At 35.6% G+C, this 24,641-nt stretch carries 19 protein-coding genes; 14 read left to right on the top strand and 5 right to left on the bottom strand.

All coding sequences use genetic code 11. The annotated features are described in order from the left end of the window. Nucleotides 1-19: 19 nt before the first annotated feature. The 6 genes from GQ45_RS13685 (at nt 20) to GQ45_RS13710 (ending at nt 6,281) form a co-directional block, all read left to right on the top strand. Nucleotides 20-1,366 carry an NAD(P)/FAD-dependent oxidoreductase gene (locus tag GQ45_RS13685; protein WP_047420429.1) on the top strand — a complete coding sequence of 449 codons (1,347 nt, stop codon included), beginning with the start codon at nt 20-22 and terminating at the stop codon, nt 1,364-1,366. Between the two features lie 62 nt (nt 1,367-1,428). Next, nucleotides 1,429-2,046 (top strand): class I SAM-dependent methyltransferase, encoded by a 618-nt coding sequence (locus GQ45_RS13690; protein ID WP_047420431.1) that lies wholly within the window; start codon nt 1,429-1,431, stop codon nt 2,044-2,046. Between the two features lie 26 nt (nt 2,047-2,072). After that, nucleotides 2,073-2,867 (top strand): cation transporter, encoded by a 795-nt coding sequence (locus tag GQ45_RS13695; protein WP_178987141.1) that lies wholly within the window; start codon nt 2,073-2,075, stop codon nt 2,865-2,867. A gap of 119 nt (nt 2,868-2,986) precedes the next feature. Continuing rightward, entirely contained in the window at nt 2,987-5,245 is a 2,259-nt protein-coding gene (locus tag GQ45_RS13700) for a cation-translocating P-type ATPase (protein ID WP_047418868.1), read from the top strand. Between the two features lie 23 nt (nt 5,246-5,268). Continuing rightward, entirely contained in the window at nt 5,269-5,481 is a 213-nt protein-coding gene (locus tag GQ45_RS13705) for a heavy-metal-associated domain-containing protein (protein ID WP_028376586.1), read from the top strand. Between the two features lie 14 nt (nt 5,482-5,495). Beyond that, complete coding sequence (locus tag GQ45_RS13710; RefSeq protein ID WP_031427481.1) at nt 5,496-6,281, top strand: zinc-dependent peptidase; 786 nt, start codon at nt 5,496-5,498, stop codon at nt 6,279-6,281. Between the two features lie 112 nt (nt 6,282-6,393). On the opposite strand, the gene GQ45_RS13715 is transcribed toward GQ45_RS13710, so the two are convergent. Further along, nucleotides 6,394-7,608, bottom strand: coding sequence for a site-specific integrase (locus tag GQ45_RS13715; RefSeq protein WP_047418872.1), 1,215 nt, complete (start codon nt 7,606-7,608; stop codon nt 6,394-6,396). 952 nt (nt 7,609-8,560) lie between these two features. Between GQ45_RS13715 and GQ45_RS13725 the strand changes: the two genes are divergently transcribed. Both GQ45_RS13725 and GQ45_RS13730 read left to right on the top strand, forming a co-directional pair. Beyond that, complete coding sequence (locus GQ45_RS13725) at nt 8,561-9,808, top strand: sodium:proton antiporter (RefSeq protein WP_047418873.1); 1,248 nt, start codon at nt 8,561-8,563, stop codon at nt 9,806-9,808. A 752-nt stretch (nt 9,809-10,560) separates the two neighbouring features. Further along, a complete protein-coding gene (locus GQ45_RS13730) occupies nt 10,561-13,038 on the top strand; it encodes an outer membrane beta-barrel family protein (RefSeq protein ID WP_047418874.1) in 2,478 nt (825 codons plus the stop codon). 139 nt (nt 13,039-13,177) lie between these two features. On the opposite strand, the gene GQ45_RS13735 is transcribed toward GQ45_RS13730, so the two are convergent. Continuing rightward, nucleotides 13,178-13,669 (bottom strand): heme-binding domain-containing protein, encoded by a 492-nt coding sequence (locus GQ45_RS13735; RefSeq protein ID WP_047418875.1) that lies wholly within the window; start codon nt 13,667-13,669, stop codon nt 13,178-13,180. 473 nt (nt 13,670-14,142) lie between these two features. Between GQ45_RS13735 and GQ45_RS13740 the strand changes: the two genes are divergently transcribed. Beyond that, nucleotides 14,143-15,417: a ribonucleotide-diphosphate reductase subunit beta gene (locus tag GQ45_RS13740; protein WP_047418876.1), complete on the top strand. Its 1,275-nt coding sequence runs from the start codon at nt 14,143-14,145 to the stop codon at nt 15,415-15,417. Beyond that, a complete protein-coding gene (locus GQ45_RS13745) occupies nt 15,418-17,205 on the top strand; it encodes a ribonucleoside-diphosphate reductase subunit alpha (RefSeq protein WP_047418878.1) in 1,788 nt (595 codons plus the stop codon). It abuts the gene before it with no gap. Between the two features lie 111 nt (nt 17,206-17,316). Here the strand turns inward: GQ45_RS13745 and GQ45_RS18315 are convergent, their stop codons facing one another. From GQ45_RS18315 to GQ45_RS13755, 3 genes are all read right to left on the bottom strand, one after another. After that, nucleotides 17,317-17,442, bottom strand: coding sequence for a hypothetical protein (locus GQ45_RS18315; RefSeq protein WP_255352048.1), 126 nt, complete (start codon nt 17,440-17,442; stop codon nt 17,317-17,319). 238 nt (nt 17,443-17,680) lie between these two features. Next, nucleotides 17,681-19,021, bottom strand: a complete 1,341-nt coding sequence (locus GQ45_RS13750; protein ID WP_047418879.1) for a sugar porter family MFS transporter — start codon at nt 19,019-19,021, stop codon at nt 17,681-17,683. Between the two features lie 34 nt (nt 19,022-19,055). After that, complete coding sequence (locus GQ45_RS13755; protein WP_369798303.1) at nt 19,056-20,240, bottom strand: 3-deoxy-D-manno-octulosonic acid transferase; 1,185 nt, start codon at nt 20,238-20,240, stop codon at nt 19,056-19,058. A gap of 297 nt (nt 20,241-20,537) precedes the next feature. On the opposite strand from GQ45_RS13755, the gene GQ45_RS13760 reads away from it, so the two are divergent. The 4 genes from GQ45_RS13760 (at nt 20,538) to GQ45_RS13775 (ending at nt 24,636) form a co-directional block, all read left to right on the top strand. Further along, entirely contained in the window at nt 20,538-21,692 is a 1,155-nt protein-coding gene (locus tag GQ45_RS13760; RefSeq protein WP_047418882.1) for a DegT/DnrJ/EryC1/StrS aminotransferase family protein, read from the top strand. 144 nt (nt 21,693-21,836) lie between these two features. After that, nucleotides 21,837-22,853 (top strand): UDP-glucose 4-epimerase GalE, encoded by a 1,017-nt coding sequence (galE, locus tag GQ45_RS13765; RefSeq protein ID WP_047418883.1) that lies wholly within the window; start codon nt 21,837-21,839, stop codon nt 22,851-22,853. 94 nt (nt 22,854-22,947) lie between these two features. Beyond that, on the top strand, nt 22,948-24,228 hold the full coding sequence (locus tag GQ45_RS13770; protein ID WP_047418884.1) for an amidohydrolase family protein: 1,281 nt from the start codon (nt 22,948-22,950) through the stop codon (nt 24,226-24,228). A gap of 54 nt (nt 24,229-24,282) precedes the next feature. Further along, nucleotides 24,283-24,636 (top strand): hypothetical protein, encoded by a 354-nt coding sequence (locus GQ45_RS13775; RefSeq protein ID WP_047418885.1) that lies wholly within the window; start codon nt 24,283-24,285, stop codon nt 24,634-24,636. The last annotated feature ends 5 nt before the right edge of the window (nt 24,637-24,641 follow it).

Genomic DNA, 24,641 nt, shown 5'->3' on the forward strand with positions numbered 1-24,641 from the left:
ACAAGAAAATAATTTTTATATGAAAAATTACGATGTATTTATAATTGGTTCGGGAATGGCAGGAATGACCATCGCTAATAAATGCGCCTCAAAAGGCCTGACAGTCGGAATAACGGATGAATTACCTTACGGGGGCACTTGTGCATTGAGAGGTTGTGACCCAAAAAAAGTGATTATAGGCGCTACGGAAGTACGAGACTTTGCTAAAAGACTTAAAGGAAATGGTATTGATACCATACCTAAAGTCAATTGGAAGGACATTATGGCTTTTAAACAATCCTTTGTGGATGAAATGCCACCAAAAATTGAAAAAGGATATAAAAAAAACGGAATAGACACATTTCATAGTTCAGCTAAATTCTTATCAGAAAACACGTTAGAAGTTGGAAACGACAAAGTAAAAGCTAACAAAATTGTAATCGCATCAGGTTCCAAGCCAAGGGTTTTAGAATTTGAAGGTGGTCATTTTGCCAAATCCAGTGCCGATTTCTTGAATTTAGCAGAATTACCAAAATCTTTATTATTTATCGGTGGTGGATACATTGCTTTTGAGTTTGCGCATATCGCAGCTCGATGTGGAGCAGAAGTCACTATTGTACATCGTGGAGAAAACCCCTTGGAAAATTTTGAACAGGATATTGTAAAACATCTTGTTTCTGCCACAAAAGAATTAGGGATAAAACTCATTCTTAATACAGATGTTACGGCTATTGAGAAATTAGATAACCAGTATAGAGTAAAAGGTAAATCTCAAGAAAAAACAGAATATTTTGAAGCTGAAGCAGTTTTTAATTCTGCCGGCAGACCACCGGCAATATTTGATTTAAATTTAGAAAAAGCGAACATAGCATTTACCAAAAAAGGAGTTACGATAGACAAATATCTGCAAAGTATTTCAAACCCAAATATTTATGCAGCAGGCGATGCCGCAGATTCAGAAGGTTTGCCCTTAACGCCAGTTGCAGTTTTGGAAGGTCATACGGTTGCTTCAAATATCATCAAAGGCAATTCTAAAGAAATAAGTTACCCACCAATGCCAACGGTAGTTTTTACATTGCCTACAATGGCGTCTGTTGGCTATTCTGAATCGAAAGCGAAAGCGCTGAACTACAATATTCAGGTAAATTATAAAGAGGTTGGCAATTGGTTCAATGCCAAACGTTTGAATGTAGAAGAATATGCGTTCAAAACTATAATTGACGTAGAAGCCCAAACAATTTTGGGAGCGCATTTAATCGGACCACATACAGAAGAAACCATAAATCTCTTCGCAATGGCCATAAAAACAAAAATGAAGGTTAATGATATTAGAACAATGATTTTCTCATATCCAACTTTGGCTTCAGACATACCACATATGCTTTAATAAAAAATGTATGCAAACCATATAAAACCGTGAGTCATAAGTTTAAAACAAAAGAAATAGCGATGAAATTAGATAGAAAGAAACATTGGGAGACAGTTTATGAAACTAAAAGCCCAGACCAAGTAAGCTGGACACAGGAATCGCCTAAAACTTCGCTTGAATTTATACATTCATTCGGATTAAATAAATCTGCAAAAATAATAGATATTGGTGGTGGAGATAGCAAACTTATCGATTACTTACTTGATGAAGGATTTGAAAATGTGACTGTACTTGACATTTCGGCTAAATCACTCGAAAAAGCAAAAGGCCGACTTGGAGAAAAAGCAAATAAAGTAAATTGGATTGTAAGCGACATTACAGAATTCGAAACCAATATGACTTTTGATGTTTGGCACGACAGAGCAACCTTTCATTTTCTTACAACGCCTGAACAAATAACAAAATATATAAAAACTGCAAGAAAATCTGTAAACGGATTCCTGACAATTGGAACCTTTTCCAAAAATGGACCTGAAAAATGTAGCGGTCTCGAAATAAAACAATACAATGAAGACGAATTAACATTAAAGTTGAAAAATGGATTTGACAAAATTAAGTGTGTAACGGAAGACCACTTAACACCATTTGACACAACGCAGAGTTTCTTGTTTTGTAGTTTTAAAAGACAATTGAACTAAAAAATCAGTGGCTAACAAAGAACCGAGTGAATAAAACAGTATTTGAAATTACCAAAATGGATTGTCCATCGGAGGAAAATCTAATTCGAATGAAATTGGACGGCATCCCGAACATTGCGAATTTGGACTTTGATATTCCTAACCGAAAATTAACCGTTTTTCACAGCGGTAAAATTGACCAAATCGAAAAATTTATCATCGAACTGAAATTAGGTGGAAAGAAAATTTTAACGGAACAAACCGACCAAACGGACTTTAAAGAAAACACCAGCCAAAAAAAGCTACTTTGGTCTGTACTTATAATCAATTTTGCTTTTTTCATTATCGAAATGACGACAGGAATTATCTCAAAATCTATGGGGCTTGTTGCAGACAGTTTAGATATGCTTGCCGACAGTTTCGTTTACGGAATTAGTTTGTTTGCGGTTGGCGGAACATTAATAAAGAAAAAACGGATTGCCAAACTGGCTGGATATTTTCAAATCACACTTGCCGTTATCGGATTTGTGGAAGTTTTAAGGAGGTTTTTTGGAGACGAGAAACTTCCCGATTTTACAACAATGATTATCGTTTCTATTTTTGCACTTATCGCAAACGGAATTTGTCTTTACATTTTACAAAAGTCAAAAAGTAAAGACGAGGCACATATGAAAGCAAGTATGATTTTTACCTCAAATGATGTAATTATAAATACAGGTGTAATTATTGCAGGACTTTTAGTTTACTGGTTGAATTCTAATAAGCCAGATTTGATTGTGGGAACAATAGTCTTTATTTTAGTTATTCAAGGTGCTTTTAGGATATTAAAGTTAAGTAAGTAATAATATATAAATGCCGATATTCTTTTAATCGGTTAATTCTACAAATCATTCAGCCTAAAACATAACAGATTAAAGTCCTTTAATCCTGAAATTTGTACTGTACAAATAAGAATAGGATTATGGAGACAATTAACATATTTGAAACCAAAGAAAAGAACCGCAAACAAGGTATAAAAGAATCATTCCCAGTTACAGGTATGACCTGCGCATCTTGTGCATCCAGCGTTGAATCAGTATTAAAACACACAGAAGGTGTATTTGATGCAAGCGTAAACTTTGCGAGCAGTTCTGTTCTTGTAGAGTACGACAAAGAGTTGAGTCCTAATCAACTTCAAAATGCACTTCGTGAAGTGGGTTATGATATTATTATTGATGCGGAGAATCCTTCTGAAGTACAACAAGAACTTCAACAAAAGCACTATCAGGATATAAAATACCGTACCATCTGGTCGGCAATACTTACGCTTCCAATTTTTGTATTAGGAATGTTTTTTATGCAATGGGAACCTGGGAAGTGGATTTCGTTGATATTGACTTTTCCGATTCTCTTTTGGTTCGGTCGTAGCTTTTTCATTAATGCTTTTAAGCAAGCCAAACACGGTAAAGCAAATATGGATACGCTTGTAGCCTTGAGTACTGGAATCGCTTTTCTTTTTAGTGTATTCAATACTTTTTTTCCTGAATTTTGGTTGAGCCGTGGTATCGCGCCTCACGTTTATTACGAGGCAGCTACCGTGATTATCACCTTCATTTCCTTGGGAAAACTATTGGAAGAAAAGGCAAAATCCAATACGTCTTCTGCCATTAAAAAACTGATGGGCTTACAGCCTAAAACCCTTAAAATTATTGAGAATGGGGAAGAAAAAGAAATTCCTATTTCGTCCGTGCAAGTGGGTCAGACCATTTTAGTACGTCCGGGAGAAAAGATTCCTGTGGATGGAGAAGTTTCCAAAGGAAGCTCGTATGTAGATGAAAGTATGATTACAGGAGAGCCTGTTCCAGTAGAAAAATCAAAGGATGAAAAAGTATTTGCAGGCACGGTAAACCAAAAAGGAAGTTTCCAATTTATTGCTGAAAAAGTAGGTGGAGAAACCTTGCTATCACAAATCATTAAAATGGTTCAGGAAGCCCAAGGAAGCAAAGCACCTGTACAGAAACTGGTCGATAAAATTGCTGGAATATTTGTTCCGGTTGTGTTGGGGATATCTATTATCACTTTTATTGTTTGGATGTCAATTGGAGGCGATAATGCATTTTCGCAGGCCTTATTAACCTCGGTAGCAGTATTGGTTATCGCCTGTCCTTGTGCGTTAGGATTGGCAACACCAACTGCCATTATGGTGGGTATTGGTAAAGGTGCTGAAAATAATATTCTTATAAAAGATGCCGAAAGTTTAGAACTCGGTCATAAAGTGAATGCTGTCATTCTTGATAAAACAGGTACAATTACAGAAGGAAAACCTTTAGTAACTGATATACTTTGGAAGGATAAACTTGAAAATCAAAGTCAATACAAGCAAATTCTTTTGGCAATAGAAGCACAATCAGAACATCCTTTGGCGGAAGCGGTAGTTAACCACTTAAAAGATGAAAATATTGAAAAAGCTGAAATTACTTCTTTTGAAAGTATTACGGGAAAAGGTGTGAAAGCTCAAACAGAAAATGGTTCACAATACTATGTTGGAAATCATAAATTAATGCTTGAGAAAAATATTCAAATAGACGTTTCTTTAATGCAAACAGCAGAAAGTCTCGAAGAGCAAGCAAAAACAGTCATATTCTTTGGGAATGAAAAACAAGTATTGGCGATACTTGCCATTGCAGACAAGATTAAGGAAACTTCAAAAAAGGCCATAGCAACGCTTCAAGAAAGAGGCATCGAGGTTTATATGCTTACGGGAGATAATAATAAAACCGCATCTGCTGTCGCAAAACAAGTAGGAATAACAAATTACCAAGGAGAAGTGATGCCTTCGGACAAAGCTGCTTTTGTTGAAAAATTACAAGCAGAAGGAAAGATAGTAGCGATGGTTGGTGATGGCATAAACGATTCCCACGCTTTGGCGCAGGCCAATGTAAGTATCGCAATGGGTAAAGGCTCGGACATTGCAATGGACGTTGCAAAAATGACATTGATAACGTCAGATTTGCAATCTATTCCCAAAGCTTTGGAACTATCGAAAAGAACGGTGTTGGGCATACGTCAGAATTTATTTTGGGCATTTATTTATAATCTCATTGGTATTCCAATCGCCGCGGGCGTTTTGTATCCCGTAAATGGATTTTTATTGGACCCAATGATTGCAGGAATGGCAATGGCTTTCAGTAGCGTATCTGTAGTTCTAAATAGCTTAAGGCTTAAAGGAGTAAAACTTTAATATTAATTATAAATTCAAATACAATGAAAACTTTAAAATTTAAAACAAATATCAATTGTGGTGGTTGTGTATCAAAAGTGACCCCTTTTTTAAACAAGCAAGAAGGTGTCGAAAGTTGGGAAGTGGATACCGCTAATCCTGATAAAATTTTAACCATAGAAAGCGATGGTGCTTCAGAAGAAGATGTAAAGGCTACCTTGCAAAAGGTAGGCTTTAAAGCGGAACCTGTAGATTAATACCTCGCTATAATATGGTTTATATTTTAATTTTGGTTGTGATTCTTCTGTTTGCTATTCATTTTTATCGAAAAGAGAAACGGCATAGCGTAAAGCCATTTCCAGAGCATTGGCACAAATTATTAATGGAGAATGTTCTTTATTATAAAAATCTTTCAAAAGGCAGGCAACTTGTTTTTCAACAAAAAATGATGCAGTTTTTAAGTGAGGTTTATATAGATGGCGTGCAGTTTGAATTGGAAGAATTAGACAAAATTTTAATTGCAGCAAGTGCGGTAATTCCTGTTTTCGGCTTTAAAGAATGGCATTACACTAATTTAAGTGGAATCCTCTTATACCCAGATAATTTTAATGAAGATATGCAATTTAGCAGTAAGGATAACTCGCGCAATATTGGTGGGATAGTCGGGAACGGACGTTTTGAGAAACAAATGATTTTATCTAAAAAAGCATTGTATCACGGTTTTAGAAACACAACAGATAAAAGCAATACAGGCATACACGAATTTGTACACCTTATTGATAAGCTGGATGATAGAACAGATGGAGTTCCAGAGCGATTATTAGAACATCAATATGCAATACCTTGGCTGAATTTAATTCATAAGGAAATAGAAGCCATAAACGACAACCATTCTGATATCAGAAAATATGGTGGTACAAACCAAGCAGAATTCTTTGCAGTAGCTTCAGAATATTTCTTCGAGCGCCCAGATTTGCTCAAAAAGAAACATCCAGAACTTTATAAAATGTTAGTTAAATGCTTCAATCAAAAATTAGCAAATCCAATTAAAAATTAGTTTCTATTTAGGAGAGATTAAATCTGTAATTGAAAATCGTAAAGAGCGGATATTTTGAATATGCTAAACTACTTATAGCAATAAAATATCCGCTCTTCAATTATTTATTTCCTCAAAAGTTTATAACACTATCCAATGCATCATCTGCCTCTTTATGGATGAAATTGGCTTGATAGTTCAAGGTGGTTTTCAAATCACTATGGCGATATAATTTCTGTAGCATCAACGGATGAATGGCATCCCCAGCAATATTTCCAAAACTATGCCGTGCTATGTGCATCGTTATTTTCTTATTTATTTTAGCCTTTTTAGAGATTGATTTTAGATTGTCATTAAACCTCTTTGTAGCAGTTTTTCTCTTGTTATATAAATCTTTCGCATTTTCAGGGTCTGCCTTTTTCAATTCAGGGAAAACAAAATCATCATCACTTCTTTTATCGTCTCTATATTGGTCCAAAATCTTCAATACTTTTTCAGGGATTTTTAATGATAGAAGCTTTGCGTTTTTATGCATTCTATAATGCAATCTGTTATCATAAATATCCGACCATCTTGTTCGCAAAACATCAGAAACCCGCATACCAGCAAAATTGAAACTAAAAAGCCAGACATTTCTAGTATGCATTTCAGAAGGTTTGAGATTTATCAAATTTTCAATTTGTTTAATCTCTAAAATATTTAGTCCTACTTTGGTAGTTTCAGGAAATTTGATTTTTATTTTATCGCCACCGAAGGGATATAATTCTCTGCTTACAATTTTGTATTTAATTGCTCTGTTAAATAATAGCCTTACAAATACCAAAATGTTCATTATTGAGGTTTCAGACAGGGAGTACTTAACTTTTAAAGTTAACATCAGTTTTTTAAGAAAACGTTCATCAATTTCTTGAAAAGACAATTGTTTCGAATTGTGATATTTTATAATAAAGCTCAACCACGCTTTATCAGTAGATAAACGATTTAGCTTTTCTGTACTTTCTAAATCGTCAAGATGTTCTTGTGCTAATTCAAAGAATGTAGCATTGATACCGGAGGAATATATTTCCTTCTTAATTTGATTGGCAGAAGCATCTTTTTGTTCGGATTGAAGCGTAATAAGAGCATTGTTTAATTCAGAAAGTTTCAAGGATAACAAATTGTTCAAGGTTTTGAAATTTATGTGTGATTTCTTAACCCGAATATTCTTTTCATCCCAATCTTCCAATTCAATGTAGTGACCTATATATTGGTATGTTGAGCGACGATTTTTTGTAATACGTATGGCAAGAGGATACAAGCCTTCTTTATTAGGCTTTTTGCGAAGAACTATTTTAGCGTTTGATGACATAATTGACCTGTTTTGCGTACGAAAGCCAAATCAGGTACAACATAGGTACAACATTCAATTTTGAATGTTTAGTTTACCAAGAAGTTTCCCTAAAGATACAAATTTATTAGTTTCTCTGGGTACAACATAGGTACAACAAATGTTGAAATCAATTGATATTAGATGATATCAAAGAAAATGACATATTATATAATCAATTGAAAATGAGTGGCTTTGGTACTGTTTGGGCAAATGTACGCTAGACTTAGGATCTAGTGCCGCAAGGTGTGAGAGTTCGAGTCTCTCCGCCTGTACAGATGATAAGCTTCTTGGAAACAAGGGGCTTTTTTTATGCAAAATATGTATAGTATTTCATAAGTCAGGAGAGACGAGAAGCCTGTCCTGAGCGGAGTCGAAGGGAGTCTCGGAGTTTATCCTAAGCACAGCCGAGGGGCCTATACAGATGAGAAGCTTCTTGGAAACAAGGGGCTTTTTTTATGCAAAATATTTATGTTGAGAAATAGGACAGGAGAGACGAGAAGCCTGTCCTGAGGGGAGTCGAAGGGAGTCTCGGAGTTTATCCTGAGCGCAGCCGAGGGGCCTGTACAGATGAGAAGCTTCTTGGAAACAAGGGGCTTTTTTTTTGCAAAATATGTATAGTATTTCATAAGACAGGAGAGACGAGAAGCCTGTCCTGAGCGGAGTCGAAGGAAGTCTTGGAGTTTATCCTGAGCACAGCCGAAGGGCCTGTACAAAGAGAAAAGCCGACTTTAATAGGTTGGCTTTTTTAGTGATGGGTAACACAAATGGATTTTTTTAAAACTTTCATTTGAAATAATTTCAATTGGTAGTTTTTGCGATGAAGATTATTTAATTTTGTAATCAGGCATAGAAAGTAGGATGCGTTCTCTTGGTCGAGTCAAAAGGTACCTGGTATAAATGGACAATTTAAAAAATGAATTAAAATAACACTATGGATTATTTTATTATCGCGGCAATACTTGTTTTTATATCTGCCGTATTCGGCTATATTAATGTACGGTTCTTGAAGCTACCCAATGCTATTGGGCTTATGCTCATTACCATTGTTTTTACCTTGGCGGTATTTATTATTAGTTATGTCGATGATACCTTGTTGAATGCGGAGCGGTACATTATAAATCAAATTGATTTTAAGACCGTACTTTTAGATGTCATGCTTAGTTTCTTGCTTTTCGCTGGAGCTTTGCATACTAATTTTGAACAGTTAAAAGTTCAACGTTGGCCTATTTTGGTCTTTTCTACTTTGGGCGTTTTGGTATCTACCTTTTTAGTTGGAACCTTTATGTTTTATATCTTGCAATTGTTTGGGCTAGAGGTCAATTTTATCTATTGTTTGCTATTTGGGTCTCTGATATCACCAACCGACCCGATTGCTGTACTTGGCATTTTAAAACAGGCGGGAGCTCCTAAAAAATTAGAAACAAAAATTGTGGGAGAATCGTTATTTAACGATGGAGTAGGAGTCGTCGTTTTTTTGACTATTTTTCAATTGGCTTCTTCGAGTAGTATGGCAATAGACCCCTTGGCTATTTTAGAACTTTTTGGGGTTGAAGTTATTGGCGGAATTCTTTTAGGACTATTAATTGGATGGATTACCTATCGGTTAATGCGTTCCATAGACGATTACGATATAGAAGTGATTATTACCTTAGCTGCTGTAATGATGGGTACCGTAGTGGCTCAAAAATTACATCTATCTGCTCCCTTAGCCATGGTAACCGCAGGCCTGGTGGTGGGCAATGACACCGTAAGACATTCCGCAATGTCCAAAACAACAGAAACCTATGTTGACAAGTTTTGGGAACTGCTGGATATTCTATTAAATACCGTATTGTTTGTATTGATTGGGATGGAAATGCTGGTCATATCTTTTCAATTTAATTATGTTTTAGCAGGGTTAGTCGCAATCCCCGTTGTCTTGGCTTGTAGGTATTTATCATTGCTGTTGCCGATAAAGTTTTTTGAGAAAAAACTAGACTTTGTACCCAAAACTAATTTAGTAATGACTTGGGGCGGTTTACGTGGTGGTATTTCTATTGCCCTGGCTTTGGGCTTATCGCAAGAAATGCACCGAGACCTCTTTTTGGTTATTACTTACGTAGTAGTAGTATTCTCCATTATCGGACAGGGATTGACTGTTGGTAATTTAGTTAAAAAGGTAACTACAAATGCTACTTGAAACATTTGCCTAATTTAATATAGCTTAGCTGAGACCGCAGGCTCAACGATTGGCCAAGGGCTTACAAATTTCAAATTATTCTTGCAGAAGCCCAATCCAGTAGTTTTTTTACTAGAGTATTCTTGCCTTCGGCTACAAGTAGCTCACCGATACATGCTTTGTTTAGATGAGTAACCTTGAGATAAGAATGACGTGTTTGTATCTCCGTAAAATCATTTGTTTGAGAATTAGTACTGAACTATAATCCAAATATGAGAGCACTTACCTATAAGCGTTTTGATAAATTTAAAAAAAAACGGATGAAGTATTATTTTCTTAAAAGCTTGTCTTAATTGTTGCAAACGGTACAAGTGATTAATTTTCTTATGACCAGTTTCTCAATAAGCCAAATTTCTATAAATTTCGTGACCTCCTAAATACTCCCTCACTTAGTTCAATGAACTACCCATATACTAGCTTTTTGCTATTTTTTAGGTAGGGTTCTTACCCACCAATTTATTTTTACATATACATATCGCTCATTATTGAATTCCATGCTGCTAAATCAGATAGTAGTTTGTCAATTTTAATTTTGTTTATCTATAATCATTATAAGTTAAACAAATTAACAATAATTTAACCGAAACTGATTAAACCAAAGTATACTTTCGCCATCAAAGAAGCGTAAAGGATGTAAATTTTAGCACAACTCAACAATAGACTAGGCTAGAATTCCTTAGAAAAAATAGAAATAGTAATTGAAAAAAAATAGAATGAAAAATTTTTTACTGCTTGCCTCATTTTTAATTTGTTTAATAGGATACGGTCAAAGTTCCGAAGAGAATAAAACGATTACGATTACTGGAAAAGTTATGGAAGAAGGTACAAATATTCCTTTAGCTTATGCCACATTAGTACTTCAAAATATTGAAAATCCCTCAGATATTAATGGTGGTGTTTCAAATGACGATGGTGTTTTTAGTGTTGATGTACCTGCCGGAAATTATAAAGCTAGTGTAGAATATATAGGTTTTAAAACCTTTGTTTTAAAGCAAAAAGAATTTAAGGAATCGGTAAATCTAGGAACTATTAACCTCGCTGTGAATGCCGCCGAACTTGAAGGTATAGAAGTCGTAGGAGAAAGAACATCTGTTGAAGTGCGCTTAGATAAAAAAGTGTACAACGTCGGTAAAGACTTAACCAATAGTGGTGCCACGATTAGTGATGCCTTAGGTAATATTCCTTCGGTTACTGTAGATGTGGACGGAGCCATTGCACTTCGAGGAAACGGTAATGTAAGAATATTAATTAATGGTAGGCCTTCAGCTCTAGCAGGTTTTGGTTCTACCGATGCTTTACGACAATTACCGGCCGATGCTATCGAAAAAGTAGAGGTGATTACAAGTCCTTCGGCAAGGTATGATGCAGAGGGTACTGCCGGAATCTTGAATATTGTATTAAAAAAGGAAGAAACACGAGGCTTTAACGGTACCATTAATACCACTTTGGGTTTTCCTGTGGCGTCTTCATTTACATCAAACCTTAATTTAAGAAAGGATAAATTTAATTTATTTAATACCATAGGATATACCTTTCGTGAACCACCAGGAAATGGATTTTTTGACAATACCTATGTAGAAGGTACTTTCGATCGAATTATAGAAGATCGCGATATAAATAGAAGAAATAGCGGCTTTAATTTGAATTTAGGCATCGAATATTTTTTAACAGAAACATCATCCTTAACTGCGAGTGCTTTTGGAAGACTAAGTGATGGTGAAGATATCACCGAAAATAATACAATTCGCTTTATTGGTTCAGATATAAACAGTACTACTTTAAGGGTAGAAGATGAACAGGAAGAAGATAAAAGCGTACAATTTTCCCTTAATTACATTAATGATTTTAATACCGAAGGGCATAGGCTTACGGCAGACTTGCAATATTCGTTAGATAAAGAAACAAAACCTACAACGATTTTAGAGAACAATACTTTTCCTGATACACAATTAGTAGCCCGTGAAAATATTAATGAAATTGAGAAACAAAATGAATTTTTGGTGCAGATCGATTATGTTTTACCTTTAGGTGATGCACAATTTGAAGCGGGTTATCGTGGAAATTGGGAGGAGTCTGATACTGATTTTGCTTTGGAAGAATTTGATTTAGATTCAGGAGTATTTGTGCCTAATCTAGGACTTACCAATAGGTTTTTATTCAATCAGAATGTGAATGCCTTATATACGCAGTACGGTAATAAGTTTGGTGATTTTTCATTTTTATTGGGATTACGTTTAGAGAACACGCAATTAAAAGGTTTGGTTACTGGAGTGGATTTGGCTACGTTGCAAGAAGCCATTGGAGAAGGTGTTGATCTTGATTTCAATAAAAATTACTTAGGCTTGTTTCCTACTATTAATTTAATTTATGAGCTGGCAGAAACTGAAAGTGTAACCTTGGGTTATAACCGTAGAATAAATCGACCACGTGGTTATTTTATTAATCCTTTTCCTTCCAGATCAAGTCGTACCAACATATTTCAAGGAAATCCAGATCTAAACCCTGCCTTTGCAGATGCCTTCGATCTTGGATATTTAAAAAGATGGGATGAGCTGACCTTAACGTCTTCTGTTTATTATCAAAAAGAGACAGATTCTTTTGAAAGAGTACAAGAAGAAACGGGTCAAGTAACTACAGACGGTATTGTGGTCATCCGTTCAATTCCAATTAACCTTTCTACAAACGAACGTATTGGAGCTGAATTAGGGCTTCTTTATAATCCAGAAAAATGGCTTCGATTAAACGGTAGTTTTAACTTTTTTCAATTTAATTCAGACGGAGTTTTTAACGGTGTTAATTTTGGCGCAAAAAACACAAGCTGGTTTTCAAGATTTAGCGCTAAGGTAACCTTGCCAGGAAATATCGATTGGCAAACCAATGCATCATACCGTGGCCCAACAGAAAATGCACAAACAAGAAATGAAGGTATTTTCTCAGTAGATTTAGCCTTTAGTAAAGATATTTTAAATAATAATGGAACGCTTGCTTTGAGTGCTAATGATTTATTGAACTCAAGAAAAAGAATCGCATTAACTCAGACCCCTTTTTTTACTTCTGAAAGTGAATTTCAATGGCGTGAACGTCAAATTACACTCTCATTTATTTACAGAATAAATCAAAAGAAAAGTCCAGAAAAAGCGAGAGGTGAAAATCGCGATGATAACGGCGATGAAGGTGGCTACGGCTCTTAATACAACTGGTTTTGTTTAGGCCTACTATTTAGGATAGAAGACATTACATTACGTTTTAAAGTGCTTCATTCAAGACTGTAACAGTACTCATAAAAAGCCTCTCGACACCGAGAGGCTTTATTAATTAAGCCAAAAGTGCTTATTTGCGTTTCATCACCAAACTATCCGCAGGATAGTTATTTTTTAGATAAGTCATTTGGTCTTTTGCCCACGCTATAAGTAAATCTCTTTGTTCATCCGTTAAATTGGCCTCAGCATGGAGCCCCAAGTAGGTATAATCTTCTAAGGGCATTTCTTTCTTTTCAACCATTTCTATAGTTTCTTCCAATTTGTGGTTTTGAACAGCAATAGATTTTTTAGTGAATTCCGAAAAGTTTAAATGTTTTTTTCCATCAACAACATGGTCGTTAAGCCACCAAGCCACAGGTTGTACTTGAGCATACCAGGGATATTCGGTTTTGTTAGAATGACAGTCGTTACAGGCTACTTTTAAAATGTGACTTACTTCCGCTGGCACTTCATATTTTGTGGCCATCGCGTAGGTTTCATTATTCGAATCATTTAGATCAGGGCGAATAAATTGTATTACAATAAACACAATGGCAAGAGTTATTATTATTTTTTTAAACATGGCCTTGGTTTTATAAATTTATTAAAGATAGAAAATAATAAAACCTAAGTGGTTTTTCACCTTTAAAAATTTTAGAACTATTGTTGTATTTTATTTAATGCTACAAAACTAGAAGTACTTTAATTTAATAGCGCTGGGTTTTTATGTTTTTGAAATTCCTAGGCAGCATTTTTTTTGGCTTGGCTGAGGTCACTAAGGTTTTTCAAGAAGGCTAAAAAAAGAAATTTTTTATAAAATTTGAGGTATAGGTATCACACCCGTAGTGAATTTTATTTTAAAATGTTTCCTAAAAAGCAGAATTAATTTACTTTTTTTTATTTATATAAAACACTCGTAATCATATAGATACGTGGTTATCCTCAAAATGTTGATAAAATGTGGAAAACCTATTTGAGCTTACTAAAAACTAAAGCGAATAAATAATGACCTTTACATCTCGCAGAAGTATATCATTTAAAATATTGTATTGAAATATGGAAATTACACACCTCATTAAAAGAGATTTTACCAAAGAATCGTTTCAGTTGCTCAAAATTACAAGTGCCATTTTAAAGGCAATGACTGCTGTAGATCACGGCACGTTGGGAGATGCAGAGCGTATCTCAATGAACGTAAATACTGCTCTTTTAGAACGTAAAGCTTTAGATAAAAACTATTTGCCTACAGTAGAGGAAGTTCAAGATTTTGTAGAAACCAAATTAATGGAGGCTGGTTTTTTTGATGTTGCAAAATCGTATATTTTATACCGAAACGAGCAAACCTTAAAGCGTAAATCGAATATTTTCGAAAAGCGTATCAACCTAAAACCTTACGAATATCCTCAGTTATATGAATATGTTCCTGCGATAAGACATTCGTATTGGATTCATACAGAGTTTAATTTTACCAGTGATATTCAAGATTTTAAAACAGGATTAAGTGAAATAGAGCGCAGCGCTATCAAAAATACCATGTTGGCTATTTCTCAGATTGAAGTCGCGGTTAAAGGATTCTGGGGCGATATTTATCATAAAATGCCAAAACCGGAAATTGGTTCTGTAGGTGCCACTTTTGCAGAGAGTGAAGTTAGGCATGCGGATGCGTATTCTCATTTGCTAGAAATTTTAGGCTTAAACGAAGAATTTAAGCTCTTAAAGAAAAAACCTGTAATTATGAAACGGGTGCAGTACTTGGAATCTGCTTTGAAAAATGCAAAAAGTGATAATAAAAAAGAATTTTCAGAATCTATTTTACTGTTCTCTTTATTTATCGAACACGTTTCCCTCTTTTCACAATTTTTAATTATTATGGCCTTTAACAAGCATAAGAATATGTTGAAGGGAATTTCTAATGTAGTTGAAGCGACATCGAAAGAAGAACAGATTCATGGAGATTTTGGTATTGATATCATAAAAATTATTAAAGATGAAAATCCAGATTGGTTTGATGCGGAACATCATGATATGATTCAAAATATGTGCAAAGAAGCTTTTGCTTCTGAAAGCACAATAGTAGATTGGATTTTTGAAAAAGGTGAGTTAGACTTTTTGCCAAAAGACGTAGTGAACGAATTTATTAAAAATCGTTTCAATAATTCTCTTGAAAGCATAGGAGTGGATAAAATATTCGATATTGACGAAAGCCTTATCGTACAAACCGAATGGTTTGATGATGAAATTATAGGTACAAAACATGGCGATTTCTTCGTAAAGCGCTCCATTAATTATAGCAAAAGAACCCAAAGTATAACCAGCGACGACCTTTTTTAAATGAACAAATTAAGCAACACCTCAGAAAGTAAAGTAGAAAAAAATAATGAAGGCGAACAACTAGTACATGCTAGAAAAGAAGCCTTGGAAAATCACAAAAAGAAAGCAGAAAAAGGCTTTGAATGGTTGACAGACCACAGTCGTGATTTTTTAAATTCAGGTTATTTGACCCCGGGTTTAACTGCAGAGCAGCGCATTCGGGAAATTGCCGACAGAGCAGAACAAATTTTGAAGATACCTGGGTATTCAGATAAGTTTTACGGCTATATGTCCGACGGTTTTTACTCACTAGCCTCACCAGTATGGTCTAATTTCGGTAAGGAAAGAGGCTTGCCGATTAGCTGTTTTGGATCGCATGTCGCTGATGATATGGGTAATATTTTATACACCCAATCTGAAGTAGGTATGATGTCTAAGTTAGGAGGAGGTACTTCTGGGTATTTTGGAAAAATTAGACATCGTGGTGCTGAGGTAAAAAACAACGGTCAGGCTTCTGGTGCAGTTCATATCATGCAACTTTTTGAATCTATGGTGGATGTGGTGAGTCAAGGTTCTGTGCGTCGTGGACGTTTTTCTCCGTACCTTCCTGTAGAACATCCAGACATTGCTGAATTTTTAGAAATAGGAACAGAAGGGAATCCCATTCAAGAGTTGACCCATGGTGTTACTGTTACTAATGAATGGATGCAACAAATGGTGGATGGTGATGAAGCAAAACGTGCTATTTGGGCAAAAGTATTACAGCGTAGAGGAGAAATGGGGTATCCTTATATTTTCTTTAAAGATAATGCCAATAATGCTGCTGCTGATGTGTATCAGGATAAAAAGTTGCCTATTTATGCGAGTAATTTATGTACTGAAATTATGTTACCTTCAAACGACAATTGGTCCTTTGTTTGTGTACTATCTTCAGTTAACTTATTGCATTACGATAAATGGAAAAATACAGACGCTGTAGAAACAATGGTGTATTTTTTAGATGCAGTGATCACTGATTTTTTAGAAAAACTAGAGGTGTATCGTGATTCTGAGAGTCGTGAAGATCGTCAAACATTTTTGTTTATGGAACGCGCTTATAACTTCGCTAAAGAAAATCGTGCTTTAGGTCTAGGTGTTTTAGGATGGCATTCATTATTGCAATCAAGAATGTTACCCTTTAACAGCCAAGAAGCTTATAATTTGAATTCTGAAATTTTTAAAGAAATCAAAGAAAGATCTTATAAAGCATCAGAAGAATTAGCCGAAAAATTTGGTGAACCTGAAGTACTAAAGGGATATGGAAGACGTAATGCAACCTTAAATGCTATTGCTCCAACAACTTCATCTGCTTTTATTTTAGGACAGGTTTCACAAGGAATAGAGCCTATATGGTCTAATACCTACGTAAAGGATATTGCCAAAGTAAAAACGACTATCCGAAATCCTTTTCTGGTTGATGTATTAGAAGCCAAAGGTAAAAATAACACCGAAGTGTGGCATAGTATCCGTGACTATGACGGATCAGTACAACATTTAGATTTTTTAACGGATGTTGAAAAAGAGGTATTTAAGACCTATTCAGAGATAGATCAAATGGATATTATTTACCAAGCGGCAAATCGTCAAAATCATATCGATCAAGGACAGTCTGTAAACATTATTGTACATCCAGATATGCCCGTAAAAGAAATCAACAAAATACATGTTACGGCATGGAAACTAGGCTTAAAATCATTATACTATCAACACAGTATGAACGCTGCACAGAAGTTTAAACAAAAGAAAGATTGTGCAAGTTGTGAAGCCTAATTCCATATAAATAAGAATAGTAAAAAAGCCCTTAAAAAGGGCTTTTTTTTGTTTTTAATGTGTAAAAATAGACAGTAGGTATTTAATTCGGTTACATGAATGTTTTTGTCTTTAAAAAAATCCGAAGGCTGCCAAAATTAAACAAATAACAACCCCAATAAGAATAATAACTAAAACACCAACCATAAGAGTTAGGAATCCGTTAAGTACTTTAGTACTAATTGTAACATCTTCCATAATGATTTATTTTACTTAAAAGTATGAAATAAAACCCTAACAATCATTAATTTAATGTAATAAATCGACAAGCTGCACTTTAAAAGAGTTTTGAATGAATCCAAGATAAAATGAAATTTAGACGCACTTTATTCAGTTCAAGATACTAGAAATTAAGACTATTCAAAACATAACGAAAATTGAAACTAGCGTAAAAAAGTAAGCTATCGAAGTTTTATTTGCCTTGGCTCGTATTGGTTTATTTGCTTAGTCTTTTGCTAAGTTCTTCTAATTCTACGCCTTTGGTCTCTGGCATCATAAATTTAACGAAGGCCAGTTGCAAAACCATCATACCTGCAAAAAATATAAATATAGGCCAAGGATTGTCTTTAAAAATACCGTTGTCACTATCTAAAAAAATGGGTGTAATTAAGGTGATGATGGCTGCAAAAACCCAATGAACACCGGTTCCCCATGATTGTCCGGCTGCTCTAACTTTATTCGGGAATATTTCAGAAATAAACACCCAAATAACGGCACCTTGCCCAATGGCATGCGAGGCAATAAATACGAGAACAAAAATCAATAAAAGCGTAGCACTGGCTCCTGTATAAAAACACCATCCTACCATTCCTAAGCTTATAATATAGCCTACTGAACCTATGAACATCAATTGCCTCCTACCTAATTGATCAATGAGTCGAACGCCGACCAATGTAAAAATTAAATTAACGATACCAATGGAAATAGAAGCGAAGAGCGAGTCTTCACCGCCCAAACCAGCACGTTCTAGAATTTCAGGGGCGTAATATAAAACAAAGTTGATCCCAGATAATTGGTTGAAAAATGATATTAAAAAGGCCAGTATAATAGGTTTATTGTAGGTTCCATTAAATAGTTTTTCTTTCGAAAGATTTCGTTGTAAAGATTCTTTTATCTCTTTAAGCTTAGTGACAGCCAATTCTTTTGTTGAAATAGTTTCTAACACTTTTAAAGCGCCCTCGTCATCATTTTTACGAATTGCGAGCCAACGTGGACTATTGGGAATCTTTAATACCATCACCGTATAAATGATGGCTGGAATAGCTTCAACTCCAAGCATCCAGCGCCAATCATTAATGCCATCAAATCCTTTTAAAAAGTAGTTAGAAATAAAGGCGATAAAGATCCCAAAAACAATATTAAATTGATACGAAGCTCCTAATTTACCTCTATTCTCTGCACTTGATATTTCAGAGATGTAAATAGGCGCTGCTACAGATGATGCTCCAACGCCTAAGCCGCCAATAAATCTAAAGAATGAAAACAAATAAGGATCAGGTGCTAGGGCAGAACCCAAAGCAGAAATGGTATAGAGAACCCCTATCCAAAACAAGGTTTTTTTTCTCCCTATACGATCACAAGGAATACTTCCTAAAAGAGAACCAATTACCGTACCCCATAAAGCCATCGACATAATAAAAGTGCCATGAAACCAGGGGGAGGTGTTCCATAATTGTTTAATAGGTAGGTTGGCACCAGAGATAACAACAGTGTCAAAGCCAAATAAAAATCCGGCAAGAGCCGCTGTAAGTGCTATTCGTATAATTTTTGCGTTCATTAGTTCGTTGGTTTCTGTAAAACTAATGAAAAAATCAAACGAAACTTTTTATATAGTTCATAATAATGGTAGTGGCTCCTTTATTCTTCGAAATATAGCCTGTATTGATGTTTTTAGTGCTGTTGTAATACGCCTCAGAACTCAGTAGTTGCTTCATCTGCGCGCTAAACGCTTCGAGGCTAGAAATAGCTATAATTCCTTTTTGGAGGACTAAATCTTCCGCTTCTTTAAAGCCATGGTACTTAGGACCGATAAGCACAGGAATTCCAAAGACAGCTGGTTCTAGGGTATTGTGGAGCCCAGTAGCAAACCCACCACCAACATAGGCAATATCAGCATAACAATATACCTTGGTGAGTAAGCCAATGGTGTCCATAATCAAGACATCGAACTGAGAAATATTCTTAGTATCTAATTCAGAATACAAGATTACTTTCTTATTTATCGCAGCTGTTAATTTCTCGATAACTTCTTTTTTTATAGTATGTGGTGCCACTACAAATTTGATGTTTTCTTTGGAGTTATTTATGTAGCTTGTTAAAATAGCCTCATCTTCTGGCCAAGTGCTTCCCGCAACAAAACAGCGCTGTTCTTGCTTAAATTTCTCCATAAAGTCAAGATGATTATTTTGATCTAAAATTTTTAAAACACGATCAAATCTAGTATCACCGCTAATGGTCACATTTTTTAGACCAATACTATGTAGTAGTTTTTTTGAAGCCTCGTCTTGAACAAAAAAATGGGTAAATGCAGACAAACTTCTTTTTAAAAAACCACCATAAAACTTAAAGAAAACCTGTTTTTGATTAAAAATAGCAGAGACCAATAACGTGGGAATATTTTTCTGTTTTAAAACAGAAAGGTAGCTTGGCCAAATTTCATATTTCACAAAAATCACTAATCTCGGGTTTACCAACTCGATGAATTTTTTAGCGTTATGTAGGGTATCTAAAGGCAAGTAGGTCACTACATCAGCGGCTTTGGTATTTTTTTTTACTTCATAGCCTGAAGGCGAAAAAAAAGTAACTAAAATACTATAGTTTGGATATTTCTTTTTTAAGTCTTCTATGATGGGTAAGCCCTGTTCAAACTCGCCCAATGATGCCGTATGAATCCAAATCACCTCAGATGCTTCAGAAAGCTGTTGCGATAAATAGGGGTACACATTTTTTCTCCCGTCCACAAAAAGCCTTAGTTTGGGACTAAAAAAAGCGGCCATTTTTATAAAAAAGTTGGCCAGGTGTACGAAGAAATTGTAAATAAAATGCACTTTAATTTTCTTTGGGACTAAATTACACTTCTTTAGAGAATTACACGGAACTGGTCTCAACATTTTAGGTTTTAACCGAATTTAAATTGTTTTTTGATGAAGTGCCTTATTTTAAGTTTCACAGCTAGGGTATGAAAATAAATAGATAGAAGAAATGTCAATTTTTAAGCAAATGAAAAAAGTTTAAATCAGGATACTAGTTGCTTCTACTACTTTTTGTAATTTTACAAGTATAATTAAGAAAAGATGCGAAAAATTCAAATGGTTGACCTAAACGGTCAATACGAAGCCATTAAGGAGCAAGTAAATGCTACGTTTACGACAATTTTAGAAACTTCGGCCTTCATTAATGGTCCAGAAGTACATGGTTTCCAAAAAGATTTAGAGGAGTACCTAGACGTTAAACACGTAATTCCCTGTGCCAATGGTACCGATGCGCTACAAATTGCCATGATGGGGCTAGATTTAAAACCTGGTGATGAAGTGATTACCGCAGATTTTACCTTTGCGGCTACGGTTGAGGTTATTGCTTTATTGCAATTAACACCTGTTTTAGTTGATGTGCATCCTGATACGTTTAATATCGATATTAAAGCGATAGAAAAAGCGATAACTTTGAAAACCAAAGCGATTGTACCTGTTCATTTATTTGGACAATGTGCCGATATGGATGCAATTTTAGCCCTTGCAGAGAAGCATAATTTATATGTGATTGAGGATAATGCTCAGGCCATTGGCGCAACGCATACGCATGCCGACGGTAAAAAACAAAAAGCAGGTGTTATGGGCCATGTGGCAGCAACTTCTTTTTTTCCGTCAAAAAATTTAGGGGCCTATGGTGATGGGGGAGCTATTTTTACGAATGATGATGCTTTAGCCCATACCTTAAGAGGTATCGTAAATCACGGCATGTATGAGCGCTATCATCACGATGTGGTAGGTGTAAATTCTCGTTTAGATAGTTTGCAAGCAGCAGTGCTTAGAGCAAAACTGCCCTTGCTAAACAAATATAATGCTAAGAGAAGAGATGCTGCTAGAAAATACAATGCGGCGTTCAATGCCATACCCCATATCGAAACGCCAGTAACGGTAAATGGTTGTCAGGGTATTTGCGACACCTGTGATTGCCATGTATTTCATCAATATACCTTAAAAATTACCAACGGGAAAAGAGACGATTTGGTAAAATATCTTGGAGAAAAAGGAATTCCTTGTGGTGTGTATTACCCAATTCCACTGCATAAACAAAAGGCCTATCTTGATGATCGGTATAAGGATGCTGATTTTCCAGTGACCAATACCTTAGTGAAAGAAGTTATTTCATTACCCATGCATACAGAACTCGATGAAGAACAGATTGCCTATATTACAGATACGGTTATCGGTTTTATGCAGCAATAAATAGATAATTACTATAGCTTTGGGGCGTTGAGTCATAGACGAAAACACAAGTAAATGAATTGCGCATGCTAATAAGCTTATCATCCAAGGAACTGATGAATAACGAACTGCATGTGTCCCATATAATGCAAAGAATATAAACACATGAAAGTATTAGTAACCGGAGGCTTAGGGTTTATAGGTTCACACACTGTTGTTGAATTGCAAAATCAAGGTTTCGAAGTGGTGATTATTGATGATTTGTCGAACTCTTCAGAAAAAGTGCTAGAGGGTATCGTTGCAATAACAGGAAAAAAACCTTTGTTTGAAAAAATAGATTTAAAAGAAAAAGCTAAAGTAGAAGATTTTTTTAACCGACATACAGATGTGGAAGGTGTGATACATTTCGCAGCATCTAAAGCCGTTGGAGAAAGTGTGGAAAAACCGCTGTTGTACTACGAGAACAACATAAGTACCTTGGTGTATCTCTTAAAAGAATTGTCAAAAAAAGATAATGCAAACTTTATCTTCAGCTCATCGTGTACTGTTTACGGGCAGGCAGATGAAATGCCAATTACAGAAAATGCACCAGTGAAAGCAGCGGAATCTCCATATGGTAATACCAAACAAATAGGAGAAGAAATTATTTCAGAAACCTGTAAAGTGCTACCATCATTAAACGCAATAGCCTTGCGTTATTTTAATCCCATGGGCGCACATCCAAGCGCCGAAATTGGCGAGTTGCCTATTGGTGTACCTCAAAATTTGGTACCATTTATTACGCAAACCGGTATTGGTATGCGCGAACAATTGTCTGTTTTTGGGGATGATTACCCAACTTCTGATGGCACCTGCATTCGCGATTATATCCATGTGGTAGATTTGGCCAAAGCACATGTCATTGCTTTGCAGCGATTAATCGGTGGTAAAAACGGGTCAAATTACGAAGTGTTTAATCTTGGTACAGGAACAGGAAGTAGTGTTTTAGAAGTCATTAAAAGTTTTGAAAAGGTTTCAGGCAAAAAATTAAACTATAAGGTAGTAGACAGAAGATCAGGCGATATTATTTCTGCTTATGCAAATACTGAAAAAGCAAATAAAGTATTGGGCTGGAAAGCAGCATCTACTTTAGACGAGGCTATGAAATCTGCTTGGGATTGGGAGGTAAAAATTAGGAGTTAAGGTCGCCGTCGTATTTTTTTTAGCGTACAAAAGTATTTAAAGAGCGCAGAAATTATGTATATTTCTACGCTCTTTGTTTTTAAACTATCGCAAAATGAAACATAAACTACTTTTTATTGTATCCTTTTTTCTTTTCTTTTTTAGCAATGCACAGGACACCTATCTGCATTGTGGTAAAATTGTGGATGTTGCCACAGGAAAAGCACTGACTGAAAAAACCATCATAATTTCAGAAAATGTTATTAAAAGTATTAAAAACGGCTATGTGTCTGGTGCTGAAAATGATGTGATTATTGATTTAAAAGATAAGACCGTATTGCCTGGTTTCATCGATCTACATGTACATATTGAAAGTGAATCAAATCCTAAAACCTATGTAGATCGTTTTACGGATAACGAGGCTGATATTGCCTTTAAGGCTACCGGATATGCTAAAAAAACCTTGTTGGCTGGTTTTACAACAGTCCGAGATTTAGGAGGAACAGGTGTTAATATCGCCATCCGTAATGCAATAAACAAAGGTATTGTTGACGGTCCAAGAATATTTACCGCAGGAAAATCTATAGCTACCACAGGCGGACATGCCGACCCAACAAACGGGCGTAGTCACGAATTCACAGGCGATCCAGGTCCTAAAGAAGGTGTGGTGAATTCACCAGATGAGGGCAGAAAAGCAGTTCGTCAACGCTATAAAGACGGTGCTGATGTGATAAAAATAACCGCTACTGGCGGCGTGCTAAGTGTTGCAAAAAATGGTAAAAACCCACAATTTACGATGGATGAAATTAAAGCCATTACTGAAACTGCTGATGATTATGGCATGTTAACCGCAGCTCATGCGCATGGTGATGAAGGAATGCAACGAGCCGTATTAGGAGGTATTAAAACCATAGAACACGGCAGTTATATGAGCGAAGCTACTATGGATTTAATGAAACAATACGGCACCTATATGGTGCCAACCATTACGGCTGGCAAACAAGTAGCTGAAAAGGCTGAAGTACCAGGGTATTTTCCTGATGTGGTAGCTGTCAAAGCACGAGAAATTGGCCCCTTAATTCAAGGTACATTTGGGAAGGCCTACAAGAAAGGGGTGAAGATTGCTTTTGGAACGGATGCTGGCGTATTTCCACATGGTTTAAATGCAAAAGAATTTGGGTATATGGTTGAAGCAGGAATGCCCGCTATCGAAGCCATACAGTCGGCAACGATAACAAATGCTAAACTGTTAGGAATGGCCGAAGAACTAGGACAAGTGAAAGAAGGTTTTTTAGCAGATATAGTGGCGGTAAATGGAGATCCATTGAAAGAAATCTCGGTGTTGGAAAAGGTTGTTTTCGTTATGAAAAACGGAGTGGTTTATAAAAAGGAATAATTGATTCACTAATTCTCGTCAACCAATTCACGATATAGTATCGTAATTAAGCTAATGATAGTTGACTTTGTAGATAGTAAAGGTTTGTTACAGGCCTCAGTGGATGAAGACTTGTACAAAAACCTAATAGCACAAATTACCAAAGACTTTGGTTTGGCGGCTATTGCTATAGAATTGCCTTTACAGGTTTCTCCTAAAAATTTGAAGACCATACTGCATCAAAACATCTATCGACTTATGATCGATCGTTTTGCCGATTATTTAAATGTACTCTACATCATTGATGTTTCTGAAAAATCGGTGAAGGAAATACAATCTATAGACCCGATTGAAATTGCTGATCAAGTTTCTTTTTTAATCCTAAAACGAGAGTATCAAAAAGTGTGGTTTAAAAAGAAATATAGCTGATTTTT

The sequence above is a fragment of the Cellulophaga sp. Hel_I_12 genome, from assembly GCF_000799565.1.
Taxonomy (GTDB): Bacteria; Bacteroidota; Bacteroidia; order Flavobacteriales; family Flavobacteriaceae; genus Cellulophaga.

Excerpts from the sequence above, each read along its gene's own strand:
- GQ45_RS13685 (WP_047420429.1), top strand. The coding sequence starts at position 20 with ATGAAAAATTACGATGTATTTATAATTGGTTCGGGAATGGCAGGAATG.
- GQ45_RS13690 (WP_047420431.1), top strand. The coding sequence starts at position 1,429 with ATGAAATTAGATAGAAAGAAACATTGGGAGACAGTTTATGAAACTAAA.
- GQ45_RS13700 (WP_047418868.1), top strand. The coding sequence starts at position 2,987 with ATGGAGACAATTAACATATTTGAAACCAAAGAAAAGAACCGCAAACAA.
- GQ45_RS13705 (WP_028376586.1), top strand. The coding sequence starts at position 5,269 with ATGAAAACTTTAAAATTTAAAACAAATATCAATTGTGGTGGTTGTGTA.
- GQ45_RS13710 (WP_031427481.1), top strand. The coding sequence starts at position 5,496 with ATGGTTTATATTTTAATTTTGGTTGTGATTCTTCTGTTTGCTATTCAT.
- GQ45_RS13715 (WP_047418872.1), bottom strand. The coding sequence starts at position 7,608 with ATGTCATCAAACGCTAAAATAGTTCTTCGCAAAAAGCCTAATAAAGAA.
- GQ45_RS13725 (WP_047418873.1), top strand. The coding sequence starts at position 8,561 with ATGGATTATTTTATTATCGCGGCAATACTTGTTTTTATATCTGCCGTA.
- GQ45_RS13730 (WP_047418874.1), top strand. The coding sequence starts at position 10,561 with ATGAAAAATTTTTTACTGCTTGCCTCATTTTTAATTTGTTTAATAGGA.
- GQ45_RS13735 (WP_047418875.1), bottom strand. The coding sequence starts at position 13,669 with ATGTTTAAAAAAATAATAATAACTCTTGCCATTGTGTTTATTGTAATA.
- GQ45_RS13740 (WP_047418876.1), top strand. The coding sequence starts at position 14,143 with ATGGAAATTACACACCTCATTAAAAGAGATTTTACCAAAGAATCGTTT.
- GQ45_RS13745 (WP_047418878.1), top strand. The coding sequence starts at position 15,418 with ATGAACAAATTAAGCAACACCTCAGAAAGTAAAGTAGAAAAAAATAAT.
- GQ45_RS18315 (WP_255352048.1), bottom strand. The coding sequence starts at position 17,442 with ATGGAAGATGTTACAATTAGTACTAAAGTACTTAACGGATTCCTAACT.
- GQ45_RS13750 (WP_047418879.1), bottom strand. The coding sequence starts at position 19,021 with ATGAACGCAAAAATTATACGAATAGCACTTACAGCGGCTCTTGCCGGA.
- GQ45_RS13755 (WP_369798303.1), bottom strand. The coding sequence starts at position 20,240 with ATGGCCGCTTTTTTTAGTCCCAAACTAAGGCTTTTTGTGGACGGGAGA.
- GQ45_RS13760 (WP_047418882.1), top strand. The coding sequence starts at position 20,538 with ATGCGAAAAATTCAAATGGTTGACCTAAACGGTCAATACGAAGCCATT.
- galE (WP_047418883.1), top strand. The coding sequence starts at position 21,837 with ATGAAAGTATTAGTAACCGGAGGCTTAGGGTTTATAGGTTCACACACT.
- GQ45_RS13770 (WP_047418884.1), top strand. The coding sequence starts at position 22,948 with ATGAAACATAAACTACTTTTTATTGTATCCTTTTTTCTTTTCTTTTTT.
- GQ45_RS13775 (WP_047418885.1), top strand. The coding sequence starts at position 24,283 with ATGATAGTTGACTTTGTAGATAGTAAAGGTTTGTTACAGGCCTCAGTG.